This is a genomic window from Bacillus sp. hwrm1 (assembly GCF_040207805.1).
GTDB lineage: Bacteria > Bacillota > Bacilli > Bacillales > Bacillaceae > Bacillus > Bacillus velezensis.
In genome coordinates this window covers 121,597-144,837 of sequence record NZ_CP157943.1, presented here as the reverse complement: position 1 = coordinate 144,837, position 23,241 = coordinate 121,597, and the positions used below count along the sequence as shown (strand labels likewise).

General features: G+C 48.2%; 21 protein-coding genes. 4 read left to right on the top strand and 17 right to left on the bottom strand.

Annotated features, from left to right (window positions below):
• Positions 1 to 32 precede the first annotated feature (32 nt).
• From ABK447_RS00740 to iolA, 15 genes are all read right to left on the bottom strand, one after another.
• Positions 33 to 380: a YxeA family protein gene (locus tag ABK447_RS00740; RefSeq protein WP_094031413.1), complete on the bottom strand. Its 348-nt coding sequence runs from the start codon at positions 378 to 380 to the stop codon at positions 33 to 35.
• 13 nt (positions 381 to 393) lie between these two features.
• A complete protein-coding gene (gene yxdM, locus ABK447_RS00735; protein WP_094031414.1) occupies positions 394 to 2,262 on the bottom strand; it encodes an ABC transporter permease YxdM in 1,869 nt (622 codons plus the stop codon).
• The gene (gene yxdL, locus ABK447_RS00730) at positions 2,237 to 3,010 is read right to left on the bottom strand and encodes an ABC transporter ATP-binding protein YxdL (protein WP_007614823.1); all 774 of its coding nucleotides are present in this window, start codon (positions 3,008 to 3,010) and stop codon (positions 2,237 to 2,239) included. The genes yxdM and yxdL overlap by 26 nt, the downstream gene beginning before the upstream one ends.
• A gap of 143 nt (positions 3,011 to 3,153) precedes the next feature.
• Entirely contained in the window at positions 3,154 to 4,131 is a 978-nt protein-coding gene (gene yxdK / locus ABK447_RS00725; RefSeq protein WP_020958066.1) for a two-component system sensor histidine kinase YxdK, read from the bottom strand.
• Positions 4,128 to 4,817, bottom strand: a complete 690-nt coding sequence (gene yxdJ / locus ABK447_RS00720) for a two-component system response regulator YxdJ (protein WP_004393241.1) — start codon at positions 4,815 to 4,817, stop codon at positions 4,128 to 4,130. The genes yxdK and yxdJ overlap by 4 nt, the downstream gene beginning before the upstream one ends.
• Positions 4,818 to 4,924: 107 nt before the next feature.
• On the bottom strand, positions 4,925 to 5,797 hold the full coding sequence (iolJ, locus tag ABK447_RS00715; RefSeq protein WP_039063847.1) for a 6-phospho-5-dehydro-2-deoxy-D-gluconate aldolase: 873 nt from the start codon (positions 5,795 to 5,797) through the stop codon (positions 4,925 to 4,927).
• Between the two features lie 2 nt (positions 5,798 to 5,799).
• Positions 5,800 to 6,642 carry a 2-keto-myo-inositol isomerase gene (gene iolI, locus ABK447_RS00710; protein ID WP_039063848.1) on the bottom strand — a complete coding sequence of 281 codons (843 nt, stop codon included), beginning with the start codon at positions 6,640 to 6,642 and terminating at the stop codon, positions 5,800 to 5,802.
• A gap of 87 nt (positions 6,643 to 6,729) precedes the next feature.
• Positions 6,730 to 7,599 carry a sugar phosphate isomerase/epimerase family protein gene (locus ABK447_RS00705; RefSeq protein ID WP_007407833.1) on the bottom strand — a complete coding sequence of 290 codons (870 nt, stop codon included), beginning with the start codon at positions 7,597 to 7,599 and terminating at the stop codon, positions 6,730 to 6,732.
• Positions 7,600 to 7,618: 19 nt separating this feature from the next.
• Positions 7,619 to 8,653: a Gfo/Idh/MocA family protein gene (locus ABK447_RS00700; protein WP_039063849.1), complete on the bottom strand. Its 1,035-nt coding sequence runs from the start codon at positions 8,651 to 8,653 to the stop codon at positions 7,619 to 7,621.
• A 22-nt stretch (positions 8,654 to 8,675) separates the two neighbouring features.
• Entirely contained in the window at positions 8,676 to 9,971 is a 1,296-nt protein-coding gene (locus ABK447_RS00695) for an MFS transporter (RefSeq protein ID WP_234631092.1), read from the bottom strand.
• 12 nt (positions 9,972 to 9,983) lie between these two features.
• Positions 9,984 to 10,880 carry a myo-inosose-2 dehydratase gene (iolE, locus tag ABK447_RS00690; protein WP_234631091.1) on the bottom strand — a complete coding sequence of 299 codons (897 nt, stop codon included), beginning with the start codon at positions 10,878 to 10,880 and terminating at the stop codon, positions 9,984 to 9,986.
• Positions 10,881 to 10,895: 15 nt separating this feature from the next.
• The gene (iolD, locus tag ABK447_RS00685) at positions 10,896 to 12,809 is read right to left on the bottom strand and encodes a 3D-(3,5/4)-trihydroxycyclohexane-1,2-dione acylhydrolase (decyclizing) (protein ID WP_061046539.1); all 1,914 of its coding nucleotides are present in this window, start codon (positions 12,807 to 12,809) and stop codon (positions 10,896 to 10,898) included.
• Between the two features lie 24 nt (positions 12,810 to 12,833).
• Positions 12,834 to 13,826: a 5-dehydro-2-deoxygluconokinase gene (gene iolC, locus ABK447_RS00680; protein WP_017418539.1), complete on the bottom strand. Its 993-nt coding sequence runs from the start codon at positions 13,824 to 13,826 to the stop codon at positions 12,834 to 12,836.
• 23 nt (positions 13,827 to 13,849) lie between these two features.
• Entirely contained in the window at positions 13,850 to 14,665 is an 816-nt protein-coding gene (gene iolB, locus ABK447_RS00675) for a 5-deoxy-glucuronate isomerase (protein ID WP_015240909.1), read from the bottom strand.
• A gap of 73 nt (positions 14,666 to 14,738) precedes the next feature.
• The gene (gene iolA / locus ABK447_RS00670; RefSeq protein WP_012118848.1) at positions 14,739 to 16,202 is read right to left on the bottom strand and encodes a methylmalonate-semialdehyde dehydrogenase; all 1,464 of its coding nucleotides are present in this window, start codon (positions 16,200 to 16,202) and stop codon (positions 14,739 to 14,741) included.
• Between the two features lie 444 nt (positions 16,203 to 16,646).
• Here iolA and ABK447_RS00665 point away from each other — a divergent pair, with 444 nt between their 5' ends.
• The 3 genes from ABK447_RS00665 to ABK447_RS00655 all read left to right on the top strand — a co-directional run bounded on the left by ABK447_RS00665 (position 16,647) and on the right by ABK447_RS00655 (position 19,922).
• A complete protein-coding gene (locus tag ABK447_RS00665) occupies positions 16,647 to 17,402 on the top strand; it encodes a DeoR/GlpR family DNA-binding transcription regulator (protein WP_007614879.1) in 756 nt (251 codons plus the stop codon).
• Between the two features lie 77 nt (positions 17,403 to 17,479).
• Positions 17,480 to 18,412, top strand: coding sequence for an aldo/keto reductase (locus tag ABK447_RS00660; protein ID WP_015240911.1), 933 nt, complete (start codon positions 17,480 to 17,482; stop codon positions 18,410 to 18,412).
• A gap of 121 nt (positions 18,413 to 18,533) precedes the next feature.
• A complete protein-coding gene (locus ABK447_RS00655) occupies positions 18,534 to 19,922 on the top strand; it encodes a sugar porter family MFS transporter (RefSeq protein ID WP_038460470.1) in 1,389 nt (462 codons plus the stop codon).
• Positions 19,923 to 19,964: 42 nt separating this feature from the next.
• Here ABK447_RS00655 and htpG read toward each other — a convergent pair whose 3' ends face one another.
• Positions 19,965 to 21,845, bottom strand: a complete 1,881-nt coding sequence (gene htpG, locus ABK447_RS00650; protein ID WP_038460473.1) for a molecular chaperone HtpG — start codon at positions 21,843 to 21,845, stop codon at positions 19,965 to 19,967.
• A gap of 171 nt (positions 21,846 to 22,016) precedes the next feature.
• Positions 22,017 to 22,265, bottom strand: coding sequence for a hypothetical protein (locus tag ABK447_RS00645; protein WP_014306134.1), 249 nt, complete (start codon positions 22,263 to 22,265; stop codon positions 22,017 to 22,019).
• A 128-nt stretch (positions 22,266 to 22,393) separates the two neighbouring features.
• Between ABK447_RS00645 and ABK447_RS00640 the strand changes: the two genes are divergently transcribed.
• Positions 22,394 to 23,215 carry an SDR family oxidoreductase gene (locus tag ABK447_RS00640; RefSeq protein WP_038460476.1) on the top strand — a complete coding sequence of 274 codons (822 nt, stop codon included), beginning with the start codon at positions 22,394 to 22,396 and terminating at the stop codon, positions 23,213 to 23,215.
• The last annotated feature ends 26 nt before the right edge of the window (positions 23,216 to 23,241 follow it).

Genomic DNA, 23,241 nt, shown 5'->3' with positions numbered 1-23,241 from the left:
GCACAGTCATGACACTGTGCCGTTTTTCATGTTCACTTTAATTTTGACTGTACGGAGCCCGGCATATCTTCAAACCTGACTTCTTCCCAGGTCTCGACATACTTTCCTTTCGCCTTCACCTTCAAATACGCGTTCTTCCGAAGGTCTTTCCCGGCGAAAAAGGTCACTTCTTCTTTTTTCCCGGATGCGTTGTATCCGTCTAATGTATACTCAGTACCGCCCGGGCTAAGATGTTTGCCATCTCGATCAATCTGCACATAGACATCTTGCTGGTGAATAAACGGATTAAATCTGTCTGTAACATCGTTATGAAAAAAGAGAAGTCCGAATATGACGGCAGCGGCCGCCAAGACGGCCAGGATTGCCAATGCTTTTTTCATCTGTGCACTCCCTTTACTTGTTCATTTTTTTCAAATAGCTTGACCGCACTGTGAGGAAGAACAGAAGCTGAAAAATGAAAAACCCTCCGATAGTGAAACTGAGCGGCCCCGCTACATCGGAATAGCCTTCCACGGCCAATGTTCTCAAGGCAAACAGTGTATGCATGACGGCAATGACGAAAGGAAAGAAAAAGAGAATCGCCAATTGTATCGTCACGCTTTGTGCCATTTCACGCTCACTCAGACCGATTTTGGCCAATGAACGGTAGCGCTCCCGGTCTTCATCTAAATCTGTGAACAGCCTGAAATATAAGAAACTTGCTGCCGCGACAAAGAATACAATTGCGATAAACAGGCCGATGAATAAACTCAGGCTCGGCAGCTGCACCGTATCATAGTACGTCCCGGCTTTTGCCATAAAATCAGAATGCACGTCGATATAGTTTCCGTAAATCTCATCTTTCAAGGATTGGCTGAACCCAAGACTGTCTTTCCAATGATCATAGCTGTAGCCGTATAATGACGCTTTTTCACCGAGTGATTTCAGCTGATCAAAGGTTTGATCGTTCACCGCGATGACGGCATTTAATGAAATCAGCGGTTTTTCGACTTCTTTTACCGTCAGTTTTTGGTCAGACGGCTTGCCTTTTTGGTTCAGCAGCTTCAGCTGATCCGGTGCTTCGTTTTTGAAATTGCGGTCATACGTGCCCGGGAAATAGACAGCCTCATCATGTTTCAGGCCGCTCAGCTTGACATGGAAGTATGTTGACACATCCGATTCGCTGATCATGTAAACAGGCGGAACAGTATCTCCTTCCTGATAGCGAATATAGGAAACATTTATTTTGTCTTTCTTATACGTAAAGCCGTGTGTTTTCAGTTCATGGTCAATTTTTTTCAAATGAGTCTGTTCTTTTGGGTTGCCGCTGTAAGATAAATACTCCATCTCATATGCGGACTCTTCCGCCCCGACAGTCGATTTGTACATCGCGAGCACGCCCGTCGCCGTAAACGCTACCGCGGAAATAATGCTGACAATAAAGAACAGGCGGGCGTTGTCTTTTAAACGATAAACAAGATCAGAAACCCAAATGACATTTTTCCCGCGCAGATAAAAGGTTTTCCACTTCTTCAGCGCGCGCAGAATCCAGATGCTGCTTTGGCTGAAAAAGAAATACGTACCGATGACGGTAAGCAGTAAAATGATAAACGGTTGAGTCCCGTGGACATTGCCTTTAAGGACCATGCCGTACCCGCCGCACAGACAGGCGATGCCGAATAAGGACAGAAGCACGGACGGCTTCGGCTCCGGCTTGATCTTGTCAGTGCCCTTTATTAATTTGATCACCGTATTTGATCTGACAAAAAGGATCGTGAACTGCGATAAAAGGAAAAATAAGAGCAGAAATCCGCCGGCCGTAATGCCGAGCGCTTTCCAAGGCATGTACAGAGGCAGCGCGTCCATTTCTAAAATATAAGCGCCGACCGTAAAGAACGTCTTTGAAAAAATGAATCCTCCGATAATGCCGGCTGCAATTGACATGACGCCGATGATCATATTTTCCGCAGTAATGAGCTTTCTCAGCTGCCCCGGCGTGATGCCCTGCATGAGCAGGATGCCGAATTCTTTATTTCTCGATTTCAAAAATGCGTTAACCGAATACAGAACAAATAAGAAAGAAAAAACAAAGATCATCCATTCCGCGGCGGTTAAGCCTTTTCTGGCGATGTTATTCAGGTAGCCTTCCTTTAGTGCCGGATGAAACAGGAACATCGCAAAGGTAAAGAAAATCAAAACGGAAAAAGCGCTGCTTAAAAAGAAAGCAAGATAGGCCCTTTTGTTTCTCGTGACGTTTTTATAAGCGAACTGAAGAAAGGTCATTTGCGTTTCCCCCCAGCATAGACAGCACATCAAGAATCTGCTCATAAAAGACTTGGCGGTTTTCCCCGCGGTAAATCTCATTAAACAGTTCGCCGTCTTTTATAAAGATGACGCGGCGGCAGTAGCTTGCCGCAACCGGATCATGGGTCACCATCAAAGCCGTGATATGATCATCCTGATTCAGGCTCTGCATCGTTTCCATGACGTCTTTTGACGCTTTGGAATCAAGGTTTCCCGTCGGTTCATCGGCCAGAATGAGTGACGGCTTATGAATGACCGCTCTTGCGATGGCGGCCCGCTGGCGCTGTCCGCCGGATACTTCAAACGTCCGTTTGTTGAGCAGGTCTTCAATTCCGAGCTTTGCCGCGATGCCGTGCAGTTTTTCTTCCATGACAGACGGCGCTTCTTTTTCAAGCGTTAACGGCAGCATGATATTTTCACCGATTGTCAGTGTGTCCAGAAGGTTGAAATCCTGAAACACAAATCCGAGCTGCTTGCGGCGGAAATGAGCGAGCTTTGTCCGCTTCAGCCGGTGCGGGTTTTCTCCGTGAATCAGGATATCGCCTGAATCCGGCCGGTCGATCGTTGAAATGATATTCAAAAGCGTTGTTTTTCCGGAGCCGGACGGTCCCATCACCGCCGTGAACCCGCCTTCTTCTATTGAAAACGAAATTTGTTTTAAAGCTTGATAGGACACTTGTCCTTTATAGGTTTTATTTATATGTTTGACTTCAAGCATATTCGCCATGAAAATCCTCCTTATGGTTTTATTCTTGTTGGTCTGGGCTGCTTTCATGTAGTGCCGGGGCATTTAACATAAAAATCCCCTTGACATAAATCCATGTTATCAAGGGGAAACAAAACGAGCTATGTTGTTTTCTTAACGCAGCCTTACATTTTTGTAAGAAATGAAAATCGGACCGATGTCCCTTCACCGGAGGACGAAGTGATGTCCACCGTATGATTAAGCTTGCCCGTAATTTCTTTGACGAGATGAAGGCCGATTCCCGTAGATTCTTGGAAACGCCGTCCGTTTTCGCCGGTGTAATAAGGGTCAAACACCCGCTTGATATCTTGCGAGGGAATGCCGACACCGTAATCTTTGACTTCAAGCACCGTCCTGTCTTCATCGCGGAAGACATTCAGCTCAAGTCTGTCACTCTTGCCTGCCGAATACTTGACCGCATTTGTGACCACTTGGCCGATCGCAAATTTGAGCCATTTCGCATCGGTGTAAATCTGATGATCATCGCGAATATCCATTTTCGGATAGACGCGGTATTGAATAAAAAATCGTTTATAGCTTTGAATGACCGATTGGAGAAGCTCTGATAAGGAAACCGCTTCAACTTTAAAATCCCGCTCAAACAGGTCGAGCCTTGAAGAATAAAGAAGCGTCTCCAGCCCGAATTCAATCTGCCGGACCTCTTTTTTGATTTGTTCAAAGACGGGCTCATCCTCTTCCTGAATGATTAAATTAATGACCGACAGCGGCGTTTTTACTTGGTGCACCCATTGGTTCATATACGTCACCCGCGCGTCAAGCTTGGCTTCGGTCTCATGGAGCTTCTGGTGCTGCATCCGGGTCAGCTCCATCTGCTTTTCATACAGCTCTGAACAAAACACTGAAGAACCGAGATACGGGATGTCCGTCCCTTCCTGCTCCGAGCTGAGCCAATGATACACACCGCGGTCTTTGTACCAGCGATAGGCAAGATATCCCGCCAAAATAAGAAGCTGCACGCCCAATATGTAAAACAGGTGGGAAAAAGAATGAAGACCCGCAAACCAGTAATAAAAGAAAACAAACAGCCCTTGAAGGAGAAAAAGCAGAATCAGCACGGCATGAGACCGGAGAAACAGCTTCATGACAGCGCCCTCAGCTGGTAGCCTTCGCCCCGCACCGATTCAATGGAAACAGGCGCGTTCAGCTCCCGCAATTTTTTTCTGAGCCGCGTGATATACACGTTAAGCGTATTATCATCGACGAAAATATCGGTGTCCCACGTTTTTTCCATGAGCCGGTCTCTTCCCGTCACCTTTTCTCCCCGCTCCAGCAGCACTTCCAAAAGCTTGCTTTCTTTTTTAGAAAGCTCGCTTTTTTCGTCCTGAAAGCGCAGTTCAAACCGTTCCACAAAGAGCTGCACACCGGCATATTCAACCACTTTCTCTCCCTGCTTGGCGGCGTACTCTCCGTACGCCCTCCGGATCTGGCTTTTGATTTTCGCCAGCACAATATCGTAGGAAAACGGTTTTTCGATATAATCATCTCCGCCGTTTTCAATCGCCATCACTTGATCCATTTCCCCGCTTCTGGCTGAGATGAAAATGATCGGGCTTGTAGAATGCTGGCGGATCTGGCGGCACCAATAATAGCCGTCATAAGACGGCAGATTGATATCAAGCAGCACCACATCAGGCTTTTCCCGCAAAAAAACATCAAGAACAGCCGTGAAATCCGCGGCGGCCACGGTTTGATATCCGTATTTTTCAAGGTAATTCTGCAATAGTCCGCGAATGTCTTCACTATCTTCCACAATCATGATTTTATTCAAACTGAACCACTCCCGTTTCTTACACTGCTGCCATCATCATAATCGTTTCGGGCGTACGGGCGCAACACCGCACAAAAAAACCGCCATCTTGGCGGTTTCCGTTCTCATCAGCCGACCTGCTGTTTTACGGCTTTACCGGCTGATCCGAACTCTCTCATTTTGCTTCGCACTGTCTCTTCCACGGCTTCAATGCCGGGTGTCATGTAGCCGCGTGGTTCGTACAGATCGCCGTTTTCCTGAAACATGCGGCGTGTTTCGTCTGTCCAGGCGACCATACATTCCGTGTTGATATTGATTTTCGCGTGGCCGAGCGTGATGGCTTTTTTGATCTGATCCTGCGGAATCCCGGATGCTCCGTGGAGAACGAGGGGAATATCAGTCATGCGGGAGATAGCCTCCATTTCTTTAAATCCGAGATTCGGTTCACCTTGATATTTGCCGTGGACGGAGCCGAGGGCGGCGGCCAGCGCGTCGATATTGGTTTCTTTGACGATCCGCTCACATTCGGCGACATCGGCATAGCGGACCCCGCCGACCAGCCCGTCTTCCATACCGCCGACCGTGCCGACTTCTGCTTCTACTGAGGCGCCGTGCTTAGCCGCATAATCGGCGACTTCTTTTGTCATCGCGATGTTCTCATCAATCGGATGATGGGAGCCGTCAATCATCACTGAGCTGAATCCGGCGTCAATGGCCTGTCTGCAGCGTTCCGCACTGCTTCCGTGATCAAGATGGAGCACGACGGGAACGGTAATCGCCATTTCTTCCATTAACGCGCCGACCATGGCGGAAATCGTTTTAAAGCCGCCTAAATAGTCGACCAGACGATCGGAAGCCGCGGCGATGACCGGCGATTGCTCCTTTTGTGCCGCTTGCAGAATCGCCTTTGTCCATTGGAGGCCGTTGATATTAAATTGGCCGACTGCATAATGCTCCCGTTTCGCTTCTGCAAGAAGATGTTTCATGGTGACAAAAGCCATGTTCACGCCCCCTTCATGAAGTATTTTGATACGACGGCTTCCGTTGTTTCCTTTGCCGTTTTGATCGTTTCCTCCGCAGTCAGCTTATAATATTCAGGTCTGAACAGCTCTACGGAGACAACATCATTGAATCCGATTTCTTTTAACGCTGACAGATGGGCGTCTAAGTCAATCGCACCCTGTCCAGGCCAGACGCGGTCTTCATCTGTTAAAAAGCCGATCGGAAAGTCTTCTGTATCGTCGATATGATAGATGAAAATTTTCTTTCCGTCCGCCTGCTTCAAGCTCTCAATATTGGAGCCCATCGCGTGGAAATGGAAGCTGTCAAACACCAGTCCGACATTATCGCGGCCGACAGCGTTCACGATGTCATACGCCTGTTCAAATGTATTGACCGTACATTGCGGGTGGCCGACAAATTCAAGGGCAATGTTTACGCCGTACGGCTCCGCGATGTCCGAAAGCTCAGTCAGCACCTCTATGCTGCTCTTTTTGATCTCTTCTTTCAAGATTTTCCGCTCTGTCACAAGCGGCACGGCCACCACATATTTCACGCCGAGCGTCCTGCAGGTTTCCATCATGCTTTTGAATTCCGAAATGATCTCCCTATAGCCCTTCTCATCACGGTTGTTGAAGAAAACCAGTGCGTTCAGGGCAAGCGGTTTAATGTGATGGGTTCGAAAATATTCCGCCAGATCGGCCAGTGAATGGTCTTTTAAGTATTCCGGCAGTTTATCCATTGTGCGGATTTCAATATAATCATAGCCGTGCTTTTCGCACAGTTCTAAATCCTGTTTCAGGTTTGAATTCTCCAGCGTAGTCGCTTCATTAAAGCAAAGTTTCATGTCAGCCTCTCCCATCCGCGTTTTCGATATGAAGGGAGTCCGGCAGGAGGGCTTGTTTGCCCCGCTCCGCCGAACTCCATACTCAGCTTATGCCATACCTAATTCTTCCTTTAATTTCTTAAGCGTGGTCCGGCTTGATTCATCCGCTCTTTCGCCGACCCAAGCAAAAACGGCGTTCGTCGCAATTCCGTCGAATTTCATCTCTCTCATCTTTCTGAAAATCGTTTCAAAATCAACCTCGCCTTGCCCGATGTCCAAATGCTGGTGAACCGTTACTTTCGCGTCAGGCGGGTTGACGATGTAGCGCAGGCCATGCGCCGCTTTATGATTAAAAGTATCTGCAAATAAAACATGTGTGAGGCGGTCGCCGGCTTCATCAAACATGGTCGCAATATCGCCTTTTCCGTCATCATAGAAGAACGTATGCGCAGTCGAGTAGACAAGATTGATCCAATCCTTGTCAAGCGCGCGGATCATATCCATCGCCCCTTTGTGCGTTTCGATAAAATCGTATGGATGAGCCTGCAGATTGAGTTTAACGCCTTCTTTTTCAAAGACGGGCAGCAGTTCATCCATGGATTTGATAAATTTTTCTTCACTTGTCAACGGATCATATTTTGAACCGCTGAATTCACTGTTCATCAAATCCACTTCAAGTTCAACCGCAATTTCGATCGCCCGTTTCCAGTTGCGCACGGCGGCCTGACGACGGTCTTCATCAGGACCCGCCCAGTGGTAAAGCGGAAGAAGAGAGGACAGCTTCACACCTGTATCCTTTAAAAGGCGCTTCAATTGTTTGATTTTTGCTGAATCGACTTTCGGATATTTGTAGAAAGGACAAAAATCCTCGCGCGGAGACAGTTCGATATATTCGTATCCGAGTTCCGCCGTTTTATAGACCATTTCTTCTAACGTTAAATCATCGCGGTACATGGATGGATCTAAGGCCAGTTTCATTTCTTTCACTCCCGATCTATTATTTGTTCACAGTCGTAAATGATTGGTAGAATGCCGGTTTCTCTTGCAGCGCCACAGGCTCTTTCTGCCCGGATTCCTGAGCTTTTACGCACGCGTCAGTTGTCACCGCGGCAATATAACCGTCCCATGCCGTCGGACCGCTGACTTCGCCTTTATTCCGGATCGAATCAATGAAGTCTTGAATTTCCACATCATACGCAGCCACAAATCGGCGCTGCCAATCCATCAGGATATCGGTGCTGAATTTCCCTTCTTTTCTCAAGCTGATGCTTGATGGTTCCGGAAGCTTGATAACGCCGTCTTCCCCGACGATTTCACATTGAATGTCATAGCCGTATTTACAGTTCACGTAGATTTCGGCATTGATGACGATGCCGCCTTTTGTTTCGATGATGACCATCTGCGGATCTTTCAGATGCGGCAGCGCATTTTTTGATTTCTTCGGATAGATCACCTGTACGGATTCATAGTCGTCATTGACGAGCCAGTGGAGGACATCAATTTCATGAACGAGCGTATCGACGACGGCCATGTCCGTTGAATAATTCGATGCGACTGTCGGGTTGCGGTGCGCACAGTGAATCATGAGCGGCTCGCCGACCACGCGGTTGTCAATCGCTTCTTTCAGCTGAACGTAACCGCTGTCATACCTGCGCATGAAACCTACCTGCACCAATCGTTTTCCCGTCTTCATTTCTTCCTCGACAATGCGCATACAGCCTTCTGCCGTTGTCGCAAGCGGCTTTTCACAAAACACGTGCTTGCTGTGCTGAATCGCTTTCAAAACGCTGGACTCGTGAGCCGGGCCCCAGCTTGTCACTAAGACGGCATCCACATTTTCAGCAGCGAGAAGGCTGTCGTCATCAGGATAAACGGAGGCGTTCAAATTGAAATCCTGAACGGTCTGCTGCGCGGCCTCCTGATTCACATCTGTGACAGCGGTAATTTCCGCGCCGGACAGCTTATTTGTGATGCGGTTGATGTGCTCTTTTCCGATAGCACCGGTTCCGATAACACCTATACGTAAATTCATTGATCGCCACTCCTTCTGATAATCAAATAATGGTTCTCGTCTTTCTTTTCCCGCTGCCGTCCTGAGGAGCGCCGTACAGTTCCTCCTGTATCTGTTCAAGCGACTTGCCGGACGTATTCGGCGCGAAGACAAGCCCGATGATCATACTGGCCGTCACACATATGAGCAGAATACCGGCCATAAAACCGATGCCGAATTGTGACATGATGACCGGCACAAATAAACTCCAAATTCCGATTGAAATACGGACGAGAAAGAACATGAGCCCTTGTGCTGACGCTCTGTGTTCTGTCGGGAACAGCTCGCTTGCCCACAGCTGGTAGTTCGCCTGCTGGCCGGCTCCGTTATTGATGCCGATCGCTAAGACAAACAAAAGCAGCATCGGGAGCCCCTGAAACGGCAGTAAAAACAGCGACCAGCCGACAACGGCCATACATGCGCAGATTCCGAACACCGTTTTCCGATATTTATCTGCAAAAGGCATGAAGATACAGGCGACGCCGAGCCCGGTGAATATAAACAGGGCCATCTGCAGAATGTTGGCCGTATTTGCGGATACGCCGCCGACCTGCTGGTAGATGTACGGCATGAAGAATCCCATGACGCCCGCTGCGAGATTCCATACGAGAAACACACCCATTAAAAACAAAATGTTCTTGAAAAATTTCGGCTGAAGCAGGTCAAAATAAGATGTTTTTTTCACGGCGGCAGGCCGCTCTTCACTGTTTTTCCAGGCATCCGACTCAGGTAAACGCTTTCTTATCACATATGTGATCAGGGCAATCACCAATAGATGCGCAAAGACAATTTTATTTCCTAAAAGCCCGAGGTCACCGACCAAAACGGATAACAGCAGAACCACAACGGCTCCTGCGGCCCACGCCACCTGCGCCACTCCGCAATGCCTCGCCCGGTTTTTCTCAGGGGCGTTTTCCGCGATAATGGTCCATGAAGCTGTAATATCCGCGCCTACAGAAATCCCGATAATCATGTATCCGCATAACAGCATGGGAAAGTTAAATCCAAACAAAACCAAACAAATTCCTAAGGCGTAGACGAGCATACTGTTTGTGTATACAGCTTTTCGGCCGACCTTATCAGCAAAATACCCGCCGAGCAGCGCTCCGATGGCCGCTGATATCGCGTTTGCGCTGAAGGCGCCGAGCAATCCGATCTGGCTGTCGGACAGCTTCAAGTAGCTGACCCACATAGATAAACCCGCTGATCCTGCCACAATGGAACCCGCATCAATGTAATTTGCTAATGCTGCGGCGATGGTCCTTTTGCTGAAAGCTGATTCCGCCTTGGCACTATTCATATAAGTCCCCCTCTAATTTGCAGGATCAAGCAATTCACTGTCGATGTACTTTCTCGCAATCAGCGCGTACTCAAGCGGATTGGCGACTGCCGGGTCTTGTTCGGCTTCGATGACGATCCAGCCTGAATAATCATGACGGACGAGCGTTCGGTACACTTCGGTAAAATCGATGCATCCGTCTCCGGGAACCGTAAAAATGCCCTGTAAAAACGACTGCCTGAATGACTTGCCTTCCTGTCTGCACCGCTCCATAATGTCAAACCGGGCGTCCTTGAAATGAACGTGTCTGATCCGATCCATATGCTTGTGGAGAATCGTCATATAGTCTCCGTCCGAGATATAGGCATGGCCGGTATCATATAGTAAATGGACATACCGCGGGTCCGTTCCATCCATCAGCCGGTCAACTTCTTCCGCCGTCTGGACGCCTGTGCCGAGATGATGATGAAACGTGAGGTCCAGCCCGTATTCGCCAGCGATTTTCCCGAGACGGTTCAAGCCTTGGCACAGCGTATCCCATTCTTCATCTGAGAAGTGCGGTTTTTCCTTAAATACATCAATGTCCAAGCCCTGAACGCTGTACGTCTGTTCAGAAACGATGGCGACATCCGCTCCGACTTTCTGCAAATAATCACAGTGTTCTGTAAATTGTTCAGCCGTTTTTTCATTACCGTCTTGTATGATAAAGCTGCTGAACCATTTCCCCGCAATCCGCAAGTTCCGGAGAGCCAGCTCCTTATTGAGGACGGAGGGTTCAGGGAAAAACCCTCCCACTTCCGTACCTTGAAAGCCGGCGACAACAATATCGCTTAACAAATGCTGCAGCGTATTCCCGGCTCCGATTTCCGGCATATCGTCATTGCGCCACCCAATGGGAGCGATGCCCCACAGAATATCTTGTTTGCCCATCGTGATGCCTCCCCTCTAGTACTGCTTTGCAGACTTCAGCTTCATCTCTTTCGCTTCGTATGCCCGCTGAACGCTTTCCTGCTCCGACACTTCCGCCACGCCGACATGCCACCAGCTGTCATAGCCGTCCGTCATCGTTTTCGGCAGAACCTTCATTTCAATTAAAGTGGATACGTCTTGCGTTTTCGCATCTTCAAGCGCCGCTTTCAGTTCTTCAACCGTATTGGCTCTGTATGTTTTAGCGCCGTAGCCCTCTGCCACCTTCGCGTAATCAACGTTTAAAATCTGATTGTCCTCTGTGCGGAACTCGCAAAAATAACTGTCGCTCCCGTGATCCATCTGCAGGTTGTTAATACAGCCGAATCCCGAGTTGTCAAAAAGCAGGACATTGATTTTTTTGTTATATTGAAGCGCGGTAATCAGCTCTGAGTGCAGCATCAGAAAGCTTCCGTCGCCGACGAGTGAATAGACTTCTTTGTCGGGATGGGCCAGCTTGAGGCCGAGCGTGCCTGATATCTCATACCCCATGCAGGAATAGCCGTACTCGAGGTGGTACGTATTCGGGACATTGGAATGCCACAGCCGCTGCAGATCCCCCGGAAGAGATCCCGCCGAACTGATGACGACGCTGTCTTCAGGAATCGTGTCATTGATGGTCAACAGCGCCGTTGTCTGCGGCAGCTCAGTCCCGAGCGCGTCGGCATACTCGTTTAACACGTCCTGTGAAAAATGGTTCTTAATTTCCGGTTCAAACGCGTCACGTGTAAAAGTGACCTTGCCGAGCCGGTCCCGTTCAGCAAGCCATTCATCTTTCCAGTCTTTAATCGCCGTGCCGAATGCACTTTTATATCCGTCTAATAAGCCGTGCAGCCTGCCGAGCGTCACTTTCGCATCGGCTACAACCTGAAACGCGTCAAGCTTGTAAGCCTGCATGCGGCTGACGTTGATATTCAAAAATTTTGCTTTGTCAAAATCAAACGCCGTTTTCGAGGATGTCGCAAAGTCCGTGTACCGTGTGCCGACACCGATGATCAGATCAGCCTGGCGGGCGGCTTTGTTTGCGGCGAGGGTGCCCGTGATGCCCATGCCGCCCAGATTGTTGGCGAAATCGGCTTCAACCGTTGACTTGCCGGCCTGCGTTTCGACAAGCGGAATGCCGTATGTTTCAGAAAGCGCGATTAATTCCTCACGCGCGCCGGAGTACTTCGCGCCGCCGCCCACTAAAATGACGGGACGGCAGCTCTCCTTAATTCTTTCCGCGGCGCCTTTCAGTTCACGCTCGCTCGGCTGCATCCGGTCAATGTAATGAACGCGTTTTTCAAAGAAGCTTTCATCAAAATCAAATGCTTCTCCCTCTACATCCTGAGAAATACAGATGGTCGCCGGACCCGCTTTTGCCGGATCTGTCATCACTTCAAATGCCCGGATTAAGCTGCTCATCAGCTGCTCAGGTCGGGTAATGCGGTCCCAATAGCGGGACACGGGCTTTAACGCATCGTTTGTTGTGACGGCGGCACTGTATTCCTGCTCCACCTGCTGAAGCACCGGGTCAGGCTGCCTCGTCGCAAAGGTATCGGCCGGAAGCAGCAGCACCGGAATATGATTGGCCAGCGCCGTACCCGCGGCAGCCGTCAAGTTAGCGGCACCCGGACCGACCGATGTCGATACCGCGTAAATTTTTCTTCTCAGCATCTGCTTGCTGTATGCCATCGCGGCATGCGCCATGCCTTGTTCGTTTTTGCCTTGATAGACTTTCAGGTGCCCGGCGTCCTGCTCAAGCGCCTGCCCGATCCCCAACACATTTCCGTGGCCGAAAATCGTGAAGATGCCCTCAACGAACGGCTCTTCTTTTCCGTCAACATGAATGTACTGCCGGTTCAAGAATTGAATCAGCGCTTGTGCTGTCGTTAAGCGAATTGTCTTACCCACAAACGATCCCACCTTTTATACGTTCTATTTACCGTTAAGACTGTGCTGCGCTTCAATCAGTTCGATGATTTCACCGGCAGCCGGCATTGCTTCTGAGGAGCTGTGTTTGCTGACGACGATGGAAGCGGAAGCGCTCCCGTATTTTAAAGCCGTTTCAATATCCCGGCCGCTGACAAGTCCGTAGATGAAGGCTGACGCATAGGAATCACCCGCTCCGAAGGTCTTCAGCACCTTTGTTTTATAGGCATGCGCCCGGAAAACTTCTCCCGATCTGCTGTATGCGTATGATCCGTCAACGCCGTGCTTAATGACGACAAGATCGGCGGAATGCGCAAACAAATGGCGGACGGTTTCATCGTTATCTCCGCCGCTGCGGTTTTCCATTACGTCAAATTCGTCACGCGTACCGATGACGATATCGGATTGTTCCGCCACCAGCGTGTAGTACACGGCTGTTTCTTCTGCCGATTGCCATGTATACGGACGGTAGTCGAGCTCAAACACGACTTTTACGTCATGTTTTTTTGCGATATGCACCGCTTTTAAGACGGCTTCGCGCGACGGGCTTTTCGCAAGCGCCGTACCTGATACGAGCAGCATTTTCGCGTTTGCGATGTAGCCTTCATTGACTTCGGACGGCTCAAGATACAAATCCGCCACGTCATCCCGGTACATCAGAATGCTGCACTCTTCGGGACTGAGAATTTCCGTAAAAGCGAGCCCGGCTTTGCGCCCTTCTCTGTCAACGGTCATTTGTGACGTATCAACGCCCTTTCCCTGCATATAAGAAACGATGAATCTGCCGTGCTGATCGTCCGGGATTTTGCCGATAAAACCGGCTTTTAATCCGAGCTTGGCGCTGCCGATCGCAATATTTGCCGGGGAGCCGCCGACATATTTAGAAAACGTCATCGTTTCTTCCATCGGCCGGTTGTATTCCGCCGCGTTCAAATCAATACACGCGCGTCCGATCGCGACAATATCAAACTCTTTTTCTTCATTAAACGTATATTTCATCGTTATCTGCCACTCCTCACTTGTTAGCGTTCCAGGATCCATTCATGGGCCGGATCATTATGAAACTTCCATTTTCGTGTCGGTCCCGCCATTACATTCAGGTAGTAAGAGGTATACCCGTCCGGAACACCAACCGGGTGATAGCCCGCCGGTACGATGACAACGTTTTCATTTTCTGCGGTCATCGTCTCGTCAATCGAGCGGTCGTCCGTGTACACACGCTGGAAGACAAACCCCTGCGGCGGGTCCGTTTCATGGTAATAGGTTTCTTCTAAAAAGGATTCAGCCGGCAGATTGTCTTGGTCATGTTTATGAGGCGGGTAGCTCGACCAGTTGCCGCTGTCCGTGTAAACTTCAACAACGAGAAGGCTGTTTGCCGATGGATCTGAATCGGGGAGAATATTATGAACGGTTCGTTTGTTTGCCAGCTTGCCGCGATGTTCCACACCGTTGTCTTCCGCTTTAATCAGCTTTGTCGGAAGCTGGTGTTCGGACGGAGAATAGCACAGCGCGACCCTCGCCCCGCTGACCGCTGTGATTTCAAAAGAGCGGTCATTGGACACATAAACGCTGTCCGTCGGTTTTCTTTCAAATACGCTTTCACGGGTGCCGATGCTTTCAAATGTCTGATCATAATCAGTGACGGTGATTTTTCCCGTTACCGCAACGATGCAGCACTCCGTCTTTTTCAAATCCTCTGTATATGTGGAACCGGGAGTGAGGTCAACGACTTTAAATCCGACGTATTTGAGGTCTGAATTGGCTGAAGTGACGTCATGTATGATGTTCACGCCTTGAGAAATCTCATCGGCCTGCGGTTTGCGCAGCAAATGACTCATGTTTATTCCTCCTTAATGGATGGTAAAAGAAAACCCGGACGGAATCACAAAGCCGTCCGGGCCGGCTGTCAGATCAATTGAAGTCAGGAGACGGGTATCGTGCCGTCACAACTTTTTTACGTGTATAGAAGTCGACGCTGTCTTTTCCGTTTGCGTGCAATGTGCCGAAGAAAGAAGACTTCCAGCCAGAGAACGGGAAGAATGCCATCGGCGCCGGGACGCCAAGGTTGATGCCGAGCATTCCCGCGTCAATATTCTCACGGAAGTAACGGATCGCGTTCGCATTTGAAGTGAACAGACACGCGCCGTTCGCAAATTCAGACTGGTTGGCGATGTCCACCGCTTCTTTTAAGTTTTTCACGCGGATGACCGACAGAACGGGCGCAAAGATTTCATCTTTCCAGATCGTCATATCCGTCGTCACGTTGTCAAAAATCGTCGGTCCGACGAAATAGCCGTCTTCCGTTGCGTTTTCACGCCCGTCACAAAGAAGTCTCGCTCCTTCTTCGATGCCTTTTTCAATATAGCTGTGCGTGCGTTTTTTGTTGTCCTCGCGGATGACCGGGCCCAAGAATACGCCGTCATCCAGTCCGTTTCCGATCTTGATGTCCGCTGCTTTTTCCTGTAATTTCGCCATAAACTCATCGGCGATTCCCTCTTCAACCGTCACAACCGCGCATGCCATGCAGCGCTCTCCTGCCGAACCGAATGCCGCGCCGATAATGTTTGTCACCGTATCTTCAAGGTGGGCGTCATTCAGCACGATCGTGTGGTTTTTCGCGCCCGTTAACGCTTGCACGCGTTTCAAATGTTCGCTGCCTTTTTTGAAAACATACTCGCCGACAGGTTTTGAACCGACGAATGAGATGGCTTTAATATCCGGATGTTCAAGAACGCCGTTTACGACGTCATGCGCGCCGTGCACGACATTGAAGACGCCCTTCGGAAGGCCGGCCTGTTCAAACAGCTCTGCCAGTTTTTCCGTTAACAGCGGCGTGCGCTCAGACGGCTTCAGAATGAACGTGTTTCCTAACGATATCGCCATCGGGAACATCCAGCACGGGACCATCATCGGGAAGTTGAACGGTGCGATACCGCCGACCACCCCGATCGGATAGCGGTAATTCGCCGCCTCTACATCCGTCGCAATAGAGGCAAGTGAATCGCCCATCATGAGTGACGGCGCGCCCGCTGCGAATTCGACGTTTTCAATTCCGCGTCCCACTTCACCGAGTGCCTCCGTCGTGTTTTTACCGTTTTCCAAAGTAATCAGACGGGCAAGCTCTTCTTTGTTCTGCTGGAGAAGCTGCTGATAGTTAAATAGAATTCTCGCACGGCGCGGCACTGCCGTCTTTGACCATGTTTGAAATGCCTCTGACGCTGAGCGGACGGCGTATTCCACATCCTCCCGCGTAGAAATCGGAACCTGGCACATCACTTCTTTTGTAGCCGGATTGATAACGTCTTCATATTGATCTGTCTTACTTTCAACCCATTCACCATTGATGTAGTTTTTCAGTTTTCTGATCTCTGCCATTCTCATTGCCTCCTTAAATAGTAAACATCCTGTTCAGCTGGATAATAACGGATGAATATATTCATCTTTTACATATAAAAGACATGAATTAAACGCTTACAAATGCTAAAATGATGGTGACTCCCAATCTTTCCATGTAAAAGTTGGTCATGTACCGGAAAAAGCAAACGGTTACATCTTTCAATTTTGATTTTACAGGTTATGTTTTGGTCATTTATTGGTTACATTGTAAGCCCAACACATCTTCAAGTCAATCTAAAAAATCAAAATTTTTTCATTATTTTTATCATACTTTTTTTGATCGGGAAAACAGGAACTTGGAGAACCGTGTCGAATCGTACGGCGTGAACTCTCTTTTTTATCATTTGTTAAGTAACTATTGATTAACTTCTGGTGTTTATTATATATTTTAATTACTTTAAGAATTCTAGAAGGAGTTTTTTTATGAAACTGATGCGGATTCAGGAGATGGAAGAATACATTCTCAAACACGGAGCCACTTCGCTGGATGAGCTGTGCGAGGTATTCAATGTCTCTAAAAACACGGTCAGACGCGATATTAATAAGCTTGCGGAAAAAGGGGTTATCAAAAAGGTATACGGCGGCGTGACGTCAGCCGAAAAATCTGTGCTCGTCCCTTTTGAAAACCGCACCATTCAACATCAGGATGAAAAAATCAAAATCGCCCGCTATGCGTCACGGTTTATCGAGGATCACGATCTTGTATTTATTGATTCCGGCACGACGACCAAATCGATGCTGGAGACGCTTGATCCCGATAAGAATGTAACGGTTTTGACGAACAGCCTTGATATTATTAACGCCGCTTCATCCATGAAAAATATCGACCTGATCATCATCGGCAATAACTACAAGCGGAAGACAAGGTCGTTTGTCGGCATTGATGATCCGAGCACACTCAATAAATACAACATTAACAAGGCGTTCATGTCCGCTACCGGGACAACGATCACCCACGGCCTGACGAATTCCGACTTACTGGAATACGAGGTGAAAAAGAGAATTTCCGAAAAGGCGAACGAAGTGTATCTGCTCGCGGATCATTCCAAATTCGGCAAATCCACGCTTTTGACATACGCGCCTTTCGACCGGCTTCACAGCATTGTCACTTCTCAGCAGCTCGATGAGGAATATACGAAGTATTGCCAAGAGCATCAAATCGACATTCACTTGGCATAGCGTTATAGTTAATAGAGAACGCTGCCGTATTTTTCCGGCAGCCGCTATGATATCCAATTTTTTCAGGGGGCGAAAACATGAGCAAAGTAACAATCGGCAAAACTGACCTAAAGGTATTTCCGATCGGTTTGGGAACAAATGCGGTCGGCGGACACAATCTCTACCCGAATCTGAATGAAGAGACGGGAAAAGAATTGGTCCGGGAAGCGATTAAAAGCGGCGTTACCATGTTAGATACTGCCTATATTTACGGTGTGGGCCGTTCTGAAGAATTAATCGGCGAGGTGCTGAAAGAATGCAAACGCGAGGATGTCTTCATCGCCACAAAAGCCGCTCACAGAAAAGAAGGCGATGACTTTGTTTTCGACAACTCACCGGCCTTTTTGAAACAATCGGTCGAAGACAGCCTGAAACGCCTGCAGACTGATTACATCGATTTATTCTACATCCATTTCCCGGATGAGCACACGCCGAAGGACGAAGCCGTTCAAGCATTGAATGAGCTGAAAAAAGAAGGAAAAATCCGTTCCATCGGCGTATCCAATTTCTCTTTGGAACAGCTGAAAGAAGCCAATAAAGACGGCTTAGTGGACGTGATTCAAGGAGAATACAACCTGCTGAACCGTGAGGCGGAAAAGACTTTCTTCCCTTATACGACAGAACACGGCATCTCATTCATTCCGTACTTCCCGCTCGTATCCGGACTGCTGGCCGGCAAATACGACGAGAACACAACCTTCCCAGAAGGCGACCTGCGCAATGATCAGGCGCATTTCCAAGGGGAGCAGTTTAAAGAAAACATCAAAAAAGTCAACCAGCTCAAACCGATTGCCGAAAAGCATAATGCCGATACGGCGCATATCGTGCTTGCCTGGTACTTGGCGAGACCTGAAATCGATATCCTGATTCCGGGCGCCAAACGCGCGGATCAATTAAAAGACAACATGAAAGCAGCCTCCATTACGCTATCTGCTGAAGAAATCGCGTTTATTGATAAGCTGTTTTCCTAAGAAAAAAAACACGCCTTTTTGAAAGGGCGTGTTTTTTTTATGTTTATATTTTTCTCTTCGGGGAATGAAATAGTTATCTAAATAAACTATTATGCGTTCCAAAAGATGAGGAGGATCATCTGTGAAGAAAAACACCAAAAAATACCTGATTTACTTTTTCGGAGCATTAGGCGGGCTGCTTTACGGCTATGACACCGGTGTGATTTCAGGAGCTTTGTTATTTATTAACAATGATATTCCTTTAAACACGCTGACCGAGGGATTGGTCGTCAGCATGCTGCTGCTCGGTGCGATTTTCGGGTCCGCCTTAAGCGGGACATGCTCTGACCGATGGGGCCGGAGAAAAGTGGTTTTCGTCCTTTCACTCATTTTTATTATCGGTGCGCTTGCCTGTGCGGCTTCGCAAACCGTCACCATGCTGATTATCTCCCGTGTCATTCTCGGGTTAGCCGTCGGCGGCTCAACGGCGCTGGTTCCCGTTTATCTATCTGAGATGGCGCCGACGAAAATACGCGGAACGCTCGGCACATTGAATAACTTAATGATTGTAACCGGAATTTTACTCGCATATATCGTGAATTACATATTCACCCCATTTGAAGCTTGGCGCTGGATGGTCGGTCTCGCCGCAGTACCGGCGGCGCTTTTATTAATCGGAATCGCGTTTATGCCGGAATCTCCGAGATGGCTCGTCAAACGCGGCCGTGAGCAGGAAGCCAGACAAGTCATGGAAATGACCCACGACAAAGAGGATATCGCCGTTGAATTGGCGGAAATGAAACAAGGAGAAGCCGAGAAAAAAGAATCTACGCTCGGCTTGCTGAAAGCCAAATGGATCCGCCCTATGCTGCTGATCGGGATCGGCCTCGCCATCTTCCAGCAGGCGGTCGGTATCAACACGGTGATTTACTATGCGCCGACTATCTTTACAAAGGCAGGACTCGGCACTTCGGCGTCCGTTCTCGGCACGATGGGCATCGGTGTCTTAAACGTCATCATGTGTATCACCGCCATGATCTTAATTGACCGGATCGGCCGGAAAAAACTGCTAATGTGGGGAAGTGTCGGCATTACCTTGAGCCTGGCGTCACTATCAGCCATTCTCCTTCTGGCCGGCCTGTCAGCTTCAACAGCATGGCTGACCGTGCTGTTTCTCGGCATCTATATCGTTTTCTACCAGGCGACATGGGGTCCCGTCGTTTGGGTCCTGATGCCGGAGCTGTTCCCGTCAAACGCACGCGGAGCCGCAACCGGATTTACGACATTGATTCTGTCGGCAACCAACCTGATCGTTTCGCTGGTATTCCCGCTTATGCTGAGCGCCATGGGCATCGGCTGGGTGTTCGGAATATTCTCAGTCATCTGCCTTACATCCTTCTTCTTCGCCGCTTACATCGTTCCTGAAACGAAAGGCAGAAGTTTGGAAGAAATCGAAACGCACTTGAAAAAGCGGTTCTCTTTAAAGAAGCGCAGCAAACAAAATCAAATTCTTAAACAGCGCACACTGTAATAAAAAAAGGAATCGCCCCCGCTGGGCGATTCCTTTTTAGCGTCATACCATAACTTTGCAAATGTCATTCGTAAATTCGACCGGATCATGGATCGGCAGCCCTTCAATCAGAAGCGCCTGATTGTAGAGAAGATTTGTGTATAATGCAAGCTTTTCCCGATCTTGTCCGTGCGCGTTTTTTAGCGTCTCAAACACTTCGTGATTCGGGTTGATTTCCAGCACTTTTTCCGCTTTGACCTGCTGGCTGTCAGGCATGGCGTTTAATACTTTTTCCATTTCGATCGTCACTTCGCCGTCTGTCGCAAAACAGACCGGATGAGATTTTAAACGTTTCGACGCTCTGACGTTCTTTACTTTATCCGCAAGAATCTCTTTCATGCTTTCGAACAGGTCTTTATATTCGTTCTCTTCGGCTTCAGTCTGCTTTTCATCTTCGTCACTGTCGATGCCTAAGTCGGCGCTTGATACGGATTTGAACTCTTTTTCCTCATAGCTTGTCAGCATTTTGATCGCGAATTCATCAATATCTTCCGTGAAATATAAAATTTCGTAGCCTTTGTCCGCCACCATTTCAGTTTGCGGCAGCTTTTCAATCCGCTCATATGAATCGCCGGACGCGTAATAGATATATTTTTGATCCTCAGGCATTCTGGACACATATTCGTCCAGAGTGACGAGCTTTTTCTCCTTAGATGAATAGAAGAGAAGCAGATCTTTTAATACGTCTTTATTCGCGCCGAAATCATTATAGACGCCGAATTTCAGCTGTCTGCCGAAAGATTCATAGAAAGATTCGTATTTTTCTCTTTTGTTCTTCAGCAGGCTCTTCAGCTCGGCTTTGATTTTTTTATTGATGTTTTTCGCAATCAGCTTCAGCTGGCGGTCGTGCTGCAGCATCTCTCTGGAAATGTTCAGCGACAGATCCTCAGAATCCACCATGCCTTTTACAAAGCTGAAATGGTCCGGAAGCAGGTCGGCGCATTTGTTCATGATCAGCACGCCGTTGGAATACAGCTCCAATCCTTTTTCGAATTCCTTCGTATAATAGTCAAACGGCATGTTTTCCGGAATAAACAAAATCGAATTGTAGCGCACCGCTCCATCAACGCTGATATGCACATGGGTCAGCGGTTTATCAAAACCGTAATGCTTCTCGGCGTAAAAAGCCTCGTAATCCTCATCTGTCAGCTCGCTTTTGTTTTTTCTCCAGATCGGCACCATGCTGTTGACCGTCTGTTCTTCCTGAACTTCTTCAAATTCGTTCTCGCTGCCCTCTTTCGGCTTGTTGACCGTCTCTTCCATTTTGATCGGGTAGCGGATAAAATCAGAGTACTTTTTCACGATCGCTTTGATGCGGTAGTTTTCTAAAAACTCATCATAGCTTTCATCTTCTGTGTTTTCTTTTATTTTCAAGGTGATGTCCGTACCGACGGTTTCCTTGTCACACGGCGCGATCGTGTAGCCGGCAGCCCCTTCCGACTCCCATACATACGCCTCGTCACTGCCGAGCGCCTTACTTTTCACCGTGACTTTATCAGCCACCATAAACGCCGCATAAAATCCGACGCCGAACTGGCCGATAATGTCATGGCCGTCTTTCGAGTCATTTTCTTGCTTGAAAGCGAGTGAACCGCTTTTCGCAATCGTGCCGAGATGCTGTTCAAGCTCGTCTTTTGTCATCCCGATACCGGTGTCTGTGACGGTGAGCGTTCTCGCCTCTTTGTCCGCGGTCACTTTTATATAGTAATTGTCTTGATCAAACGTTAATGAATCATCGGTTAACGCCTTGTAATAGATTTTGTCAATCGCATCGCTCGCGTTGGAAATTAACTCGCGGAGAAAAATTTCCTTCTGCGTGTAAATGGAGTTAATCATCATGTCCAGCAATCGCTTGGATTCTGCTTTAAACTTTTTTTTCCGCACTTCAGATCTCTCCTTTAATTATGCTTTGATGTTATGTAAAATCTTTTCAGCATCTATTTATCATATACAGTGACAATTGTCAACTAAGATTGGCAGATGCATATATTGTAAATTTAACATGTTAATGGATTCATTTCACCCATTTTATCAATAAAAAAGAGAGAATGTTGATCATCCTCTCCTCTCTGCTTCTTTCCGGCGGCCGAATTCCTTCTTCATCCATATGTATGACGGGTAGAAAAACAAACTAAATAAGATAAGAGATCCCAAGTTTCGCAAAGACTCATGCAGAACATTTCTTACAGTGAGAGGAAACGTGATGTCCTGAAATAGAATAGAGATAACGGTGTAAATCACAAATCCCATAGGAACAATGGCATAACAATAAAACGCTATCTCCTTCTTATGCTGTATCTTCAAAATATGTAAACCTCCCAATGATGTATATACATAATATTAACATATTTAATAGGTATTTAGAAACAGACCTTCATATGTTTATCCCCCTATTCAGCGGGAACAGATATAAAAAAAGGAGGAATCGCAATATGGGAAGATTAACAGACAAAACCGCAATCATCACAGGGGCCGCGACAGGCATCGGACAAGCGACGGCACGGGTTTTCGTCGATGAAGGCGCCCGCGTGATCTGCGGTGACATCAATGAAAGCGAACTGAATGAAACCGTCAGCGCCATCAGAAAAAACGGCGGAGAAGCAGAAGCCTTTCACCTTGATGTATCAAACGAAGAAAACGTAAAGTCTTTTGCGGATGGCATTCAGCAAAAGTACGGAACAATTGATATTCTGTTTAACAATGCCGGTGTTGACCAAGAGGGCGGCAAAGTCCATGAATACCCGGTCGAGCTTTTTGACCGGATCATCGCCGTCGATCTGCGCGGCACATTTTTGTGCAGCAAATACCTGATTCCGCTCATGCTCGAAAAAGGAGGCTCCATCATCAACACCTCCTCCATGTCCGGCCGGGCCGCAGACCTTGACCGCTCCGGCTACAACGCCGCAAAAGGCGGAATCACGAACCTGACGAGAGCGATGGCCATTGATTACGCCAGAAGCGGAATCCGCGTCAATTCCTTATCGCCGGGCACAATTGAAACGCCGCTCATTGATAAATTGGCAGGCACGAAAGAAGACGAAATGGGCGAGGCGTTCCGTGAAGCCAACAAATGGATCACGCCGCTCGGCCGGCTCGGAAAACCGGAAGAAATGGCGGCTGTCGCGCTCTTCCTCGCTTCAGACGACAGCTCTTACGTCACGGGAGAAGACATCACCGCAGACGGCGGCATCATGGCATACACTTGGCCGGGGAAAATGCTGATTGATAAGAAGTGGAAGGAAGAGACGGAGTGACGATAGATAATAAAAAAAGCCAGTGT